Below are 12,061 nucleotides of genomic sequence, written 5' to 3'. Positions count from 1 at the left end.
ACAGTGTGGCACCGGGGTACGACAACAAACCAGCCACCGGGAAGCACCTGGTCCCGAAAGCCATGCAAGACCATCGCGTTCAGGGCACGCTCGGCATGCGGTCGCGGTCCGCGCGGAAGTGTCGCGACTGCGCCGCGTACTCGGTGCTGTCGTGGAGAGCCGACCCTATCGATTAGCCGAATCCGTTTGTCTGACAGTCAAACTCGGCGAGACCGACCGCCTGGCCGACTGCCATTTCGTTCGCCACGCCACCGCCCCCGGCCTTCGCGCCCTGTCCGAGCCGAGCCTCTAGGGTCGGTAGTGCAGACCGACCCGAGGAGCAGGCATTCATGAATACGTCGAACGAGCGCACACCCAGCGGGTGGGAGGAGCTCACCGCCGCGGACCCGGCACATTCGAGCTGGTACGTGGAGCGGTTCAGGACCCTGGCCGCGCAGGGCGAGGACATCGTGGGCGAGGCGCGGCTGATCGACGCGATGCTCGGGCGCGGTAGCCGAGTGCTCGACGCGGGCTGCGGGCCGGGGCGGACCGGTGGCTACCTGCATGGTGCCGGGCACACAGTGGTGGGCGTCGATGTCGACCCGGTGCTCATCGACGCGGCGCGTGCGGACTATCCCGGCCCGACCTGGCAGGTCGGCGACCTCGCCGAACTGAATCTGCCTGCCGCCGACTTCGACGCCATCGTGTGCGCGGGCAATGTGATGACCTTTCTTGCCCCGTCCACCCGGTCGGCCGTCCTGGCGGGGTTCGCCGGGCATCTCGCGCCGACCGGCCGGGTGATCATCGGGTTCGGCGCGGACCGTGGCTACGAGTTCGCCGAGTTCCTGACCGATGCCGAATCCGCCGGTCTCACAGTCGATCTACTGCTGTCAACCTGGGATCTGCGGCCCTTCACCGCCGACTCCGACTTCCTGGTCGCGGTGTTCTCCCTGGCACCCGACTCGAACGCGCGCACCGATCCCGACGCATGATGGGCATCGACGAGATCAGGAGGCGCAGGCGCCGGATAGGTGGACGAGGTGATGGCCGAACTGGTCGCCCTCGATGACCCGAAGATGCGCGCGGTGAACGAGAAACACGGCGACGCACCCACCTGGATCACCGAGACGGCGCGGCGACAACACGGATGACTCGACCCGCCGTGCACGCGCTCGTTCGTTGCCCGTCGGGCCTCGATGGCCGTTAGCGTGTCTCGGATGGGTGTGGATGAGATCTGTGATCGGTTCGTCGAGGACTACGCGGCCGCTGATCCGGTCATGGCGACCATGTTCGGCATCGCGGGGCATGACGATCGCCTGACCGACTATTCGCCCGCCGGGCATGAGGTTCGGGCGGAGATCGCCCGAAACGCGTTGCGCGCCATACTTTCCGCGCAACCAGTCGATGACGGTGAGCGGGTGGCGAAAGCCGTCTTCACCGAACGCATCGGGCTCGACGTGGAGATCCATGACGCCGGGCTCCCGCTCGCCGCGCTCAATGTGATCGAAAGTCCGGTGCAGAACATTCGGATGGTATTCGACGTGATGGCCGCTGAGACCGCCGCGGATTGGACAGTGATCGCCGAGCGTCTCGCTGGGGTGCCTGCGGCGCTGGCCGGTGTGCGCGCGTCGCTGGTGGTCGCGGCGGAACGCGGGCAGGTCAGTGCGCTGCGGCAGGTCGTCAAAGTCGCCGAGCAGGCCGACACGTGGGCAGGTTCCGGCGGGAAGCAAGGATTCTTCACCATCTTCGTCGCCGCCGCCGCGGATGTCGACGGTGCCCCGCTGGCGGAACTGCGCCGGGGCGCGGACGCGGCCCAACGGGCCTTTGCCGACTTCGCTGAGTTTCTGCGCGCCGAGCTCGTGCCCCTCGCTCCCGCCAAGGATGCCGTCGGCGAGCAGACCTACCGGCTGTGGTCGCGCTATTTCACCGGCGCCGACCTCGACCTGCGCGAAGCCTATGTCTGGGGGTGGGCGGAGTTCGCCCGGCTCGAGACCGAGATGCTGGCTGTCGCTGCCCGCATCGCGCCGGGGGCAACACTCACCGAGACGGCGACAGTGCTCGACGCCGACCCGAAATACCGGGTGCGCGGGCAGTCCGAGCTCCGAGCGTGGCTGCAGAAGATGTCCGACGAAGCCCTGGAGGCGTTGCGCGACAAGCACTTCGAGATTCCCGACGAGATCGTGCAGCTGGAATGCACGATAGCGCCGCCCGGCGGTGTGGTCGGGGCGTATTACGTCGGGCCAAGTGCCGATTTCAGCCGTCCCGCTCGCATGTGCTGGTCGGTGGAGCCCGGAAAAGAAGACTTCGCGACCTGGCGTGAGGTGAGCACGGTCTACCACGAGGGCGTGCCGGGCCATCATCTGCAAATCGCGACCGCGGTGTGCGCGGCGGATTCGCTGAATCGGTACCAGCGGATGATGTCGTTCGTCTCCGGGCACGGCGAGGGCTGGGCGCTCTACGCCGAACGCCTCATGCAGGAGCTCGGCTATCTCAGCGACGACGGCAATCTGTTCGGTATGCTGTCGCAGCAGCTGTTTCGCGCCGCGCGGGTGATCGTGGATATCGGGATGCACCTCGAATGGGAGATCCCCGCGGGCACCGGCTTCCACGAGGGCGAGCGCTGGACCCCCGACCTCGGCCTGGAGTTCCTGCTGACCCGGACAGTCACTGATGCCATCACGGCCCGCGACGAGATCGACCGGTACCTGGGGTGGCCGGGACAGGCGCCTGCGTACAAGCTCGGTGAACGTCTGTGGCTCGCAGCCCGCGCAGAGGCAAGCGAGCGAGCGGGCGCAGCGTTCGATTCGAAGCAATTCCACACCCGCGCTTTGCGATTGGGCGGAATGGGCCTGGATACGATGCGGGCGCAACTCGCCGCCATGGCGTGAGGGCCGTCAGAACAGGCTGGTTTGCGCGGGTTCCGGACTCGCCGTGATCGAGGGGTCGAGTTCGATGCGGCGACCGACCAGGCGGGTGTCGTTGACCAATACGAGTTCGCTCGCGCCCGCGGTGTCCCGGCACGCGATCGTGTGACCGTGCGCTGTCACCGCGTCGATGAGGTATTCGCCTGGCTCCCCGGCGATTTCGGTGGCGACCGGGAACCGGCCGTGTTCGAGGATCGTTGCGTAGAAGTCCCGGCCGCCCGACCAGCCGATATCGGTGCGCGCGATGTCGGTGGGCAGTGCGCTCGCGGCATGCTCGGCCGCATCGGCGACGGCTGATTCCAGGGCTGCCCACGGGCGCAGCGGTTTGGTCAGGATGCGAGTCTTGGTGACACCGGCGACCGCCTGCCCGATGCCCGCTCGCTCGGTCACTGTCCGTTCGAGATCTCGAACATGGAGTCCGTCAGGGGAATCGGTGATGAATCGGGCGACCAGCGCGCCCTGTTCGAAGAGCCGGCGATTGCGCCGCGACGCCGAGGCTGTACCGACCTTGGTCATCCCGTCGCCGAAATACGCGATGTAGAGGTGGTGTGGCTGCGACATGTAGTCGCGGACCTGTTCTGGCAATGCCGTGAGCGGACCGCGATGACTGTGCACCACCGACCAGCCCTCGGTGATTCGGCACTGCTCGCACTGACGACCGGTGTCGACTCGTGCGCGGCGAGGGCACGGCTGCCGCCCGCGACGTCCGCCGCCGAACCCGTTGTACCCCAGGCAGAATCGCCCGGAATCGGTAATCCGGAACGCCAGCCGCGTCCCGACACCGGGCATCAGCTCGGTGGTCCCGTCGTCGCCGAGCAGCTCGTAGAACCATCGACCCTGCTCGTCCCAGCGAGTGCCGCAGTACAGGGCCGTGGAGGTCATCGGTCGAACCTACACTGGCCGGTCGGTGCCGATCACAAGTCGGCAGCCGAAAGATATCTGAACGCCCAGTAACCCCCGCACGATTTCGCGCACCGCGAATCGGTCACCTACGTTGAGCGCACAGCAGGGGCGCGAAACCGGTAAGGGGAAAAAATATGGACGATCTCGAGCTCCTACTCGACCCGGGATTCAGTGTGATATCGAATGCGCACATGGATTGCCTGACAGATCAGCTGATGGTCGCTGTCGAATCCTGCTCGCGCAACGGCATTCCCTTTCCCCGAATATGGGAGGAGGTCGAGGAGGCACTCGACCTGGTCCCGGCGGATGTCCCCGCCGAGTGGCGCAGCGAATTAAGGCTCTACCTCACCGATCACGTGATCTCCGCATTCATGAATGTCGCGGCGGACGCGACATCGCCACCCGGCTGGTGACCCAAGGCCGCTACAGCGGTCGAACCGTGCACGTGTCTTCGGCGGGCGAAGCGGGCACAGCTCGAACGGGCACAGCTTCTTGCCGCACCGATGAGTTTCGGGAGGCGAGAGCGTCGTTGTGGTAGAGGACAGTGGATCGATCAGGGATCCGCGGGCCCGGCACCGAGAGGAACGAGTTATGAGGATCGCTACGTCGAAGGATGGTACGGAGCTCGCGTATGACGTTTCCGGGAACGGGCAGGCACTGGTGTACATCACCGGCGCGACGTGTTTCCGGAGGTTTCGGCCGATCGTCGCCGACGTGCGGGTGTTCGCCACGAAATTCACTGTCTACAACTATGACCGGCGCGGGCGCGGGGACAGCGGGGACGTGCTGCCGTACGCGATCGAGCGGGAAATCGACGATATCGAGACGGTGGTCGATGCGGCGGGCGGGCGCGCGATTCTCTACGGACATTCGTCGGGTGCGGCGCTCGCACTCGAAGCGGCGGTAAGGATGCCGGACAAGCTCGACAGGGTCGTGATCTACGACGCTCCCTATGTGCACGACGAGGCCGAGCGGGCGTCCTACGCCGAGCTGGCCGGGACGGTACGCGCGCTTCTCGACGAGGGGAAGAACGCCCGAGCGCTGAAGGCATTCCTGCAGGGGATCGGGATGCCGCGTGCGTTCGTCGCGCTGCTACCGCTGTTTCCCGGCTGGAAAACCATGAAGGCACTCGCCCCCACAGTGATGTACGACATCGGGATCACCGAGATACTTCCCCCGGTGGAGCGTTTCGAGAACATCCAGGTGCCGGTGAATGTCGTTGTCGGGGCGAAGAACCCACCCGGAATGCATCAGGTGGCGCGGGAGCTGGCCGCGGCGATTCCCCACGCGACGCATCGGGTGCTCGCCGGGCAGGACCACATGGTCAGCGCCGAGGCGTTGCTGCCGATACTGACGAATTCCGCCGCGAACGATTGAACCGGCGCCGGTCGTCTCCTGCTCACCTCGCCGTCCACGGCGCCGGCGGGAACATTCGGACGGACTGCTGGACCGGTAGCGTGCGCGCGGCGGCCAGGGCCTCGGTGCGGCTGGGGTAGACGGGTAGCCACTCGGTGAGGCCGGCGGCGAGGATGATCCGGTCGGTGACCGACGGCACGGGATTGACCACACTCATGCGCAGCTCGCACTGTTGGGCGCGGGTCGCCATGTCGAGAATCGCCCGGCAGGACATGAAGGTCACGTCCCTGATGTCGATCACCAGATGGCCCGACTGCCCCTCCGCCGCGATGGCCTCGTCGAGAATCGCGCGCCACTCGAGCAGGTTGCAGGCGTCGATCTCGCCGTGCACGTGCAGAACAGTCGCCGTGTGATGGAGGGTGACCTCCGCGCACAGTGCCGGGTCGAATTCGTCGATCCGGATCGTCCTGTCACCATCACTGGAATGGGTGTTCACGAGTGCTCGATCCCTCGACACCGGCAGGTAGACAGACTGCCCGCCGATCCAGGTAGCTAGAGATGGGCTGGTGAATCCATTTCAGCACGCCGAGTCGGTGGTGTCAGCGATTGTGATGGATCTGATGCGTGTCGAAAAGACCGCGGGTCATCGGTCCCGTCGAGGACCGATGACCCGGATGGCGTGTGACCGGTCAGTCGCGGAACGCGTCCTTGACCTTCTCGCCCGCGTCCTTGAGGTTCGACTTCGCCTGCTCGCCGCGACCCTCGTTCTCGAGATCACGGTCGTCAGTGGCGCGGCCGGCCGCTTCCTTGGCCTTGCCCGCCAGCTCTTCGGCCTTGTTCTTCGCCTTGTCAGCGATACCCATGGCATTCCTTTCAGGCTGTTTCTCGGCCAGCTGGTGGCCGTGGGCCGTCCTGGGGGCCCATCGACGGCCTACCCGGGTCCGCCATAGGCAAACAGGCGCGGCGACCGGCACGGATCAGGAGTTGCCTTCGATACGGGCCGACGCGCGATGCTCACAGGTGCGGCACCGCGGCCCGATCTCGTCGGGTAACGGCCGGAAATGAGCTCGAGGCGTGACCCGATGGTTACGGGGTAACCTCCGACCACATGGTCGGTGACGAGGGAGGTGGCGTGCGAGCTCGAGATCGCGACACCGCTCCCCGCTCGAGAACCGTCGGGTTCCAGGTGCCCGCCGACCTGGACCAGCTGAGCATGGTGCACGCACTCGCCGAGACCGTCCTGCTCGTCGGTGGCTTCGCGCTCGACGAGGTCACCGATCTCCTGCTGGCACTCGACGAAGTCGCCACCGCGTTGATGCTGGTCGCGACCCCGGACTCCCAGCTCGACTGCTCGTTCACCGGCGGCGACGGCGTGCTCGGCGCCCGGGTGAGCGCACTGGCCCGCGAGCCCGCCGCGCTCGATGAGCAATCCTTCGGCTGGCATGTCGTCGCGACCCTCACCGACGCACTGCGCACCGATTACGCCGGCTTCGACCCGGCCCGCGACGGCTATCCGACCACTGTCGAATTCGGCTGGATCAGGCGATTGCACGGACCGACCGAGTCGTGATCATCTCGCGCTAGCCTCATAGGTAGGGCATGGCCCCGGGTCCCGGTGGGTACCCCATGAACACATCTGCAACCGCCTGGAAGTGAGGCAAGTAGCGATGACATGGGAATCAACGACAGCCGCAGTTCGTCCGTCCGCCCGGCGATCCCATTCGCGCGGCGACAGCTACGACAACATCGAACCGTGGTTCGAGAAGCTGCGGGCACTGCCCATCGACGACGAGCACCACGACGCGATGCGCAGGCAGGTCATCGAACTGTGTCTGCCGCTCGCCGACCACATCGCACGCAAGTTCAACGGCCGCGGCGAACAGTTCGACGACCTCGAGCAGACCGCCCGGGTAGGGCTGGTGCTCGCCGTGGATCGCTATGACGTCACTCGCGGCTCCTCCTTCCTGTCCTTCGCGATTCCGACGATCATGGGCGAGGTGCGCAGGCACTTCCGTGATCGCACGTGGGCGGTGCGGGTGCCGCGACGGCTCAAGGAGATCCAGCTCAGGATCGGTCCCGCCACCGAGGAACTGTCGCAGCGGCTCGGGCGGTTCCCCACCGCGCACGAACTCTCCGACGAACTCGGCGTCGACCTGATCGAGGTCACCCGCACGCTGGTCGCGGGCAACGGTTACCAGACCAACTCCATCGACGGCGTCACCCACGACGGTCGCGACAATTCCACGCAGCCGATCACCGATATCCTCGGCTCCGAGGAGCCCTGCTACCAGCTCACCGAGGACGCGATGGCGGTCCGTCCGCTGATCGCCGAGCTGCCCGCCGAAGAGCGGCAGGTGCTGATCATGCGCTTCTACGAGTCCAAGACGCAGGGCCAGATCGCCGAGGAATTGGGTGTCTCCCAGATGCAGGTCTCGCGGATCCTGTCGCGGACCCTGTCGTCGTTGCGTGAGCAAGCACTCGCCGAGCCGATGCCCGCGCAGTGACAGCGGCGCCGCCACGTGCCAGAATCGTCCCAGGTCGATACCTCCAGCCGAACCGGTTCTCGTGCGCCGCACCCTGTGCCAGGGTCCGTCGGTAGCGCGAACCGGAACGCCCTGTCGCACAGGAGGTTCTATGTCTGTCGTCATGGATCGCCGGCATTCGAGTCGGCTGCGCTGGTACCGCGGGTGCTCCGCGGCCGCCGCGGCCGGGTTGGCGCTGCGCGATCCGGGGCGACCGGGCTGCTGGGTCTTACACGGCGGTATCGAGCTCGACGCGGCGCGGATGCCCCGATTCTGTGCGCTGCTCGACCGCGCCGTGCATTCCGGTGCGCGCGTGGTGGTCCTCGATCTGCGCGATACCGAGTTCCTGAGCCTGCGGGTCGCCACGATGCTCGGCGTCGCCAAAGCTGACGCGTGGTCCCGCGGGGTCGATATCAGCCTGCTCACCGACGGTCGTGAGGTGGAGCGGGCACTGGATCTGGTCGGCGTGCGGCCACTGTTCCGGTACTACCTGTCCATCGACGAGGCGTCGGGATCCGAATCCGGCCACTGAGAAGCTGTTTCGGGTCGGTAGTTCCTGGGTATGCGCTCGGTGAAGCCACTCCAGCGCATGCTCGGGAGGAGGACATCGTGGATTCGAGCGACCGGCTCATCGCCGATTCGATTCATGCGACATCGATCCGTATCCAGATCGACGCCGACCTCGGCCAGGTTGTCATGCTCCGGGCTGTCGCCGAAACCGTTGCCCTGATCGCGGGTTTCACCGTCGACGCGGTCGCCGACATGCGAGTCGCGCTCGACGAGGCAGCCACCTGCCTGATCCTCGGTGCGGTGCCCGATTCCCAGATCACCTGCGAGGTGACCGCCGACGGCTTCCGGATCCGGATCGAGGTCGACGCCGTCTGCGGAGACACCGACCCGATCGACACGACAGGGTTCGGCTGGCATGTGATGCACTCGATCACCGACCACCTCACCGCCGACCACGAGGCCTACGACCGGGACCGGGGCGGTTACCCCGTCGCCATCTCCTTCACGCAGGTGCGCCGGGTGCACTGATCGCCTCACGCAGCGAACCGCGATCCTCGTTCCAGCACTTCAGGATGTGCTCGGCGAAGCGGTCTTCGAGCAGGTTCGTCGCCTGGATGCCGAAGACGATCGAGGCGGCTTCGCCCGGTTCGGCGGCCAGTAGCCCAGCGATGACATCGCGACGCATCACCTGTTCGTGCACGGCGTCGGCCTCGACGTGCTCGGCGTAGAAGTGCGCGCACGCGGGATGCGGGAGCAGCGTGCGGGCCAGCTCCGCCAAGCGCCGGGAAGCCGGCGACGAAGTGATCTCGACGGTGGCGAAATGCCCGACCAGTGCGCCGCGCAGGCCGCGATGCAGGCCGAACAGCGACATCATGTCCACCAGCGCGAGCATCGGCGCCGGCACCGCGTCGAGGTAGTGCAGGTAGCCCGGCTCCAGTCCCGCCCCCGAGAGCAGGTCGGCGAAGAGTTGCGCGTGGACGCGTTCGCCGCGGCCGCCGCCGAACTCGTCGAATTCCACCGCCACCAGCGACGCTTTCGCCTGTCCGCGCAGGCGCGGGATCACCCAGGCATACGGGTCGGCCTCGATGTGGTGGTAGATCGAGCGGTGGACGAAGTACTCACGCAACTGGTCGGCGGTCCCCCGCTCGGCGAGGAACCCGGCGACGCCGTCGGTGTCCGTGGTCGGTTCGAGCAGACGATCGAGTTCCCCGTCGACGTCGTCGCCGCCGGGGACATCGGCGCGCAGTGCCGTGAGCAGGGTGTTCTCCAGGTCGCGGCGCAAACGCAGGAGGTCGGGGTCCCATTCCCAGTTCTCGTCGACACCGGCGAATCCCTGATAGTGCAGTTCGTAGCAGGTGTGCAGGGCGAGCAGTAGATCTTCGCCGTAGGGGTCGAGCGCGCAAGCATCGGGAACCACCGAACCTGGTGTCCGCGTGAGTAATTCGACAACCGCGGCGGACAACTCGCCACGCGGGCGCGGCAGTGATCGCCGGGGCATCAGTCGGCGCTCCTCGGCTGACGTCGGCGCCGGTGGCTGGTATCGCACAGCGGGTACGTGCTCGATCGACGACACAGACACAGCGCCACCACGAAACGGTCGCAGTGCAGCACCGTGCCGTCGGCGGTGACCAGGTCGACGGGACCGTCGATGAGTGCGGGCCCGTCGTCGGTGAGTACGACGCGCCGCGGCTCAGGCGGGGTCGGCGACGACAGACGACGATGTTCGGTCGACACGGATCACCACCAGTTCCTCTTCGCGCTGGCCATGCCTGATGAAGCCCTTCGCGGCCAACCACCCGGCGCGTGACCGCATGACCGGCCCGAACGGCACCGTTCCCGTTGCCACGACATCGGCGTTCGCACCCAGCTCGCGGAGCTGGGCCAAGCTGCGCTGGGGATCACTGATCGCCGAATGCACGATCAATCCGACGCCGCGTTCGGTGAGCAGGTCCGGCAGCATCGCGCACAACCGGTTGAGCACACTCCTGCCGTCGGGACCCGCGTCCCACGCCAGTGCAGCACCGCGACCGCCTGCCCGCTCGGTGGGAACATAGGGCGGGTTCGCGACCACCACATCGAAGCGCGGCAGCCCCAGCGCGGACGCGAAATCGCCGTGCAGCAACTCCACCGCCACGCCACGCAGCGTGCAGTTCATCCAGGTCGATATCAGTGCCGACCGCGACAGGTCGACCGCGGTCAGACTGCTCGCACCCGCCGCCGCGGCAGCTACCGTCAACGCGCCGGTACCGGCGCACACGTCGAGCACCCGGCCGCCACGCAGCGAGGGCACCTCGTTCAGCGCGCGGGCCAGCAGCCAGGTGTCGGCCTGCGGTCGGTAGACGCGCGGCGCCCGGATGACCACCACCTCAGTGTCCTCGTGGTTCACCCAGGGCGAGGCCCTCCTGCGCCTTCACCCACCGATGCTCCGCGACCACGAGCCCGATCCCCATCACCAGACACACCGCGCACGCCACCCCTGCGAGCACCGCCCAGCCCGCGAAGCCGTACCCGGCCGCGGTGAGCGTGACGGCGAGCAGCACCAGCCCGAGGGCGGCGAGAATCAATCCGGGCCAGTTCCTCGTGTCCCTGATCGACTCCCCCGCATGTGTCCGAGTGGTCCGAGCGTTATCGGGGAACTGCTTCTCTGATTGATTCACCGCGCATGCTCCTTTCGCGGACGACACCGCCCTGTCGTGGACATGCCCGCAAACCGGCAAGGCAATCAGCCGACACCCGCGTGGACCGGTGAGTCAGTTCGTCTCGATGACCCCGGCCAGGTCGCGGCGCGGGGTGGATTCCAGCGCGACCCGCGGGCCGTCCGCTGTGGTCAGGGCCACTCCTAGGACTTCGGAGTCCTGGCGAGTTGGTGAATCCGTCGCACCCGTCCGTCGGCGGCGACGCTGCCGATCATGATCCATTCGATCGCCACCTGTCCGAGCTTGCGATGTTCGGCGGCGAGGTAGCAGCGGGCGGCGAATCGGTGGCCGTCGACGAGCAGGTCGTCGATCCGGACATCGACGGCGGTGACGTTCTTACGGGAGGGGGCCGCGTGCGCGATCAGCGCGGCGCGATCGAGCTCGCTGCCGTCGGTCTGCCAGATCACGTCCTCGGTCAGCGTGCGGTTCACGATCTCGGCGGGATCCTCATCGGACAGGGCCATATCGCGGGTGTAGTCGAGGACGAGTCGGCGGGCCGCGCGTTCAGTTATCTCTGACATACCTGACAATTTTAAGTGGGCTGTTATCGTTGTCAATCGTGTCAGAGATAAGGAAGCGCCGTCAGCGGGCAGAGGTCGGACGCAACCGGTCGGCACTGGTAGCGGCGGCGATCCGGGTGCTGGGCGAGCGCCCGGAGGCGAGCATGTCCGAGATCGCTGCCGCGGCGGGGGTCACCCGACAGACCGCGTACGCGCACTTCGGCACCCGCGAGATGCTGCTCACCTCGGTGCGCGACGAACAGAGTCGACGGGCGCTCGACGCGCTGGCAGCAGCAGACCTCGAAACCGGCACTGCCACTGCGGCTCTCGACCGATTCCTGTCCGCGGTCGCCACGATGCTGGCCGAGCAGACGAGATTCGACTATTCCGACAACGACCGCACCGCCGACGCCGCACGTCACGTACCGATCGAACAGCACCTCGACGCGCTCATCCGCCGTGGCCGCGACGCAGGCGAATTCACGACGGATCTGCGCACCGACTGGCTCGTCGCCGCGACGATCGCGCTCGGCCATGCCGCCGACCAGCACCTGCGCGGCGGCGGGCTCGACGTGGCGACCGTGACCGCCCAATTCCGGTCGTCGGTACTGCGCCTGTACGGCGCCGACTGACCGGGCTCGGTCGAATTCCGAGCCCGGTCCGTCGGCCGA

Annotated in this window: 17 protein-coding genes; 9 read left to right on the top strand and 8 right to left on the bottom strand. The window is 67.0% G+C overall.

The genetic code is table 11. From position 1 onward, the window contains the following. Positions 1–329: 329 nt before the first annotated feature. Both ACFWO8_RS31735 and ACFWO8_RS31730 read left to right on the top strand, forming a co-directional pair. On the top strand, positions 330–971 hold the full coding sequence (locus ACFWO8_RS31735; protein ID WP_378973007.1) for a class I SAM-dependent methyltransferase: 642 nt from the start codon (positions 330–332) through the stop codon (positions 969–971). A 225-nt stretch (positions 972–1,196) separates the two neighbouring features. Then, a complete protein-coding gene (locus ACFWO8_RS31730; protein ID WP_378972998.1) occupies positions 1,197–2,867 on the top strand; it encodes a DUF885 domain-containing protein in 1,671 nt (556 codons plus the stop codon). Positions 2,868–2,873: 6 nt separating this feature from the next. Here the strand turns inward: ACFWO8_RS31730 and ACFWO8_RS31725 are convergent, their stop codons facing one another. Beyond that, entirely contained in the window at positions 2,874–3,785 is a 912-nt protein-coding gene (locus ACFWO8_RS31725; RefSeq protein WP_378972994.1) for a hypothetical protein, read from the bottom strand. A gap of 155 nt (positions 3,786–3,940) precedes the next feature. Here ACFWO8_RS31725 and ACFWO8_RS31720 point away from each other — a divergent pair, with 155 nt between their 5' ends. Both ACFWO8_RS31720 and ACFWO8_RS31715 read left to right on the top strand, forming a co-directional pair. After that, the gene (locus ACFWO8_RS31720) at positions 3,941–4,219 is read left to right on the top strand and encodes a hypothetical protein (RefSeq protein WP_378972991.1); all 279 of its coding nucleotides are present in this window, start codon (positions 3,941–3,943) and stop codon (positions 4,217–4,219) included. A gap of 178 nt (positions 4,220–4,397) precedes the next feature. Continuing rightward, positions 4,398–5,183: an alpha/beta fold hydrolase gene (locus ACFWO8_RS31715; protein ID WP_378972987.1), complete on the top strand. Its 786-nt coding sequence runs from the start codon at positions 4,398–4,400 to the stop codon at positions 5,181–5,183. Between the two features lie 22 nt (positions 5,184–5,205). On the opposite strand, the gene ACFWO8_RS31710 is transcribed toward ACFWO8_RS31715, so the two are convergent. Together ACFWO8_RS31710 and ACFWO8_RS31705 are read right to left on the bottom strand one after the other, a co-directional pair. Continuing rightward, on the bottom strand, positions 5,206–5,658 hold the full coding sequence (locus ACFWO8_RS31710) for an anti-sigma factor antagonist (RefSeq protein WP_378972980.1): 453 nt from the start codon (positions 5,656–5,658) through the stop codon (positions 5,206–5,208). 193 nt (positions 5,659–5,851) lie between these two features. Beyond that, positions 5,852–6,025 (bottom strand): CsbD family protein, encoded by a 174-nt coding sequence (locus tag ACFWO8_RS31705; protein WP_378972974.1) that lies wholly within the window; start codon positions 6,023–6,025, stop codon positions 5,852–5,854. A 269-nt stretch (positions 6,026–6,294) separates the two neighbouring features. Between ACFWO8_RS31705 and ACFWO8_RS31700 the strand changes: the two genes are divergently transcribed. The 4 genes from ACFWO8_RS31700 (at position 6,295) to ACFWO8_RS31685 (ending at position 8,722) form a co-directional block, all read left to right on the top strand. Beyond that, the gene (locus tag ACFWO8_RS31700) at positions 6,295–6,732 is read left to right on the top strand and encodes an anti-sigma factor (protein ID WP_378972970.1); all 438 of its coding nucleotides are present in this window, start codon (positions 6,295–6,297) and stop codon (positions 6,730–6,732) included. A 97-nt stretch (positions 6,733–6,829) separates the two neighbouring features. Beyond that, positions 6,830–7,666 carry an RNA polymerase sigma factor SigF gene (locus ACFWO8_RS31695; RefSeq protein ID WP_378972965.1) on the top strand — a complete coding sequence of 279 codons (837 nt, stop codon included), beginning with the start codon at positions 6,830–6,832 and terminating at the stop codon, positions 7,664–7,666. 130 nt (positions 7,667–7,796) lie between these two features. Continuing rightward, entirely contained in the window at positions 7,797–8,216 is a 420-nt protein-coding gene (locus ACFWO8_RS31690; RefSeq protein ID WP_378972962.1) for an STAS domain-containing protein, read from the top strand. A gap of 77 nt (positions 8,217–8,293) precedes the next feature. Beyond that, positions 8,294–8,722 carry an ATP-binding protein gene (locus tag ACFWO8_RS31685; RefSeq protein ID WP_378972959.1) on the top strand — a complete coding sequence of 143 codons (429 nt, stop codon included), beginning with the start codon at positions 8,294–8,296 and terminating at the stop codon, positions 8,720–8,722. Here ACFWO8_RS31685 and ACFWO8_RS31680 read toward each other — a convergent pair. From ACFWO8_RS31680 to ACFWO8_RS31660, 5 genes are all read right to left on the bottom strand, one after another. After that, positions 8,697–9,692, bottom strand: a complete 996-nt coding sequence (locus tag ACFWO8_RS31680; protein WP_378972956.1) for an iron-containing redox enzyme family protein — start codon at positions 9,690–9,692, stop codon at positions 8,697–8,699. The two genes, ACFWO8_RS31685 and ACFWO8_RS31680, sit on opposite strands and share 26 nt — an antisense overlap. Continuing rightward, the gene (locus ACFWO8_RS31675; protein WP_378972951.1) at positions 9,692–9,928 is read right to left on the bottom strand and encodes a CDGSH iron-sulfur domain-containing protein; all 237 of its coding nucleotides are present in this window, start codon (positions 9,926–9,928) and stop codon (positions 9,692–9,694) included. The genes ACFWO8_RS31680 and ACFWO8_RS31675 overlap by 1 nt, the downstream gene beginning before the upstream one ends. After that, positions 9,885–10,559 (bottom strand): HemK2/MTQ2 family protein methyltransferase, encoded by a 675-nt coding sequence (locus ACFWO8_RS31670; protein ID WP_378972946.1) that lies wholly within the window; start codon positions 10,557–10,559, stop codon positions 9,885–9,887. The genes ACFWO8_RS31675 and ACFWO8_RS31670 overlap by 44 nt, the downstream gene beginning before the upstream one ends. A 1-nt stretch (position 10,560) precedes the next feature. Further along, positions 10,561–10,851 carry a hypothetical protein gene (locus ACFWO8_RS31665; RefSeq protein WP_378972935.1) on the bottom strand — a complete coding sequence of 97 codons (291 nt, stop codon included), beginning with the start codon at positions 10,849–10,851 and terminating at the stop codon, positions 10,561–10,563. 182 nt (positions 10,852–11,033) lie between these two features. Then, on the bottom strand, positions 11,034–11,411 hold the full coding sequence (locus ACFWO8_RS31660; RefSeq protein WP_378972931.1) for a hypothetical protein: 378 nt from the start codon (positions 11,409–11,411) through the stop codon (positions 11,034–11,036). A 38-nt stretch (positions 11,412–11,449) separates the two neighbouring features. On the opposite strand from ACFWO8_RS31660, the gene ACFWO8_RS31655 reads away from it, so the two are divergent. Then, on the top strand, positions 11,450–12,022 hold the full coding sequence (locus ACFWO8_RS31655; protein ID WP_378972926.1) for a TetR/AcrR family transcriptional regulator: 573 nt from the start codon (positions 11,450–11,452) through the stop codon (positions 12,020–12,022). The last annotated feature ends 39 nt before the right edge of the window (positions 12,023–12,061 follow it).

This window comes from Nocardia sp. NPDC058480, assembly GCF_042720495.1.
GTDB lineage: Bacteria > Actinomycetota > Actinomycetes > Mycobacteriales > Mycobacteriaceae > Nocardia.
The sequence above is the reverse complement of the archived record's forward strand: the minus strand, read 5'-3'. Positions and strand labels throughout refer to the sequence as shown.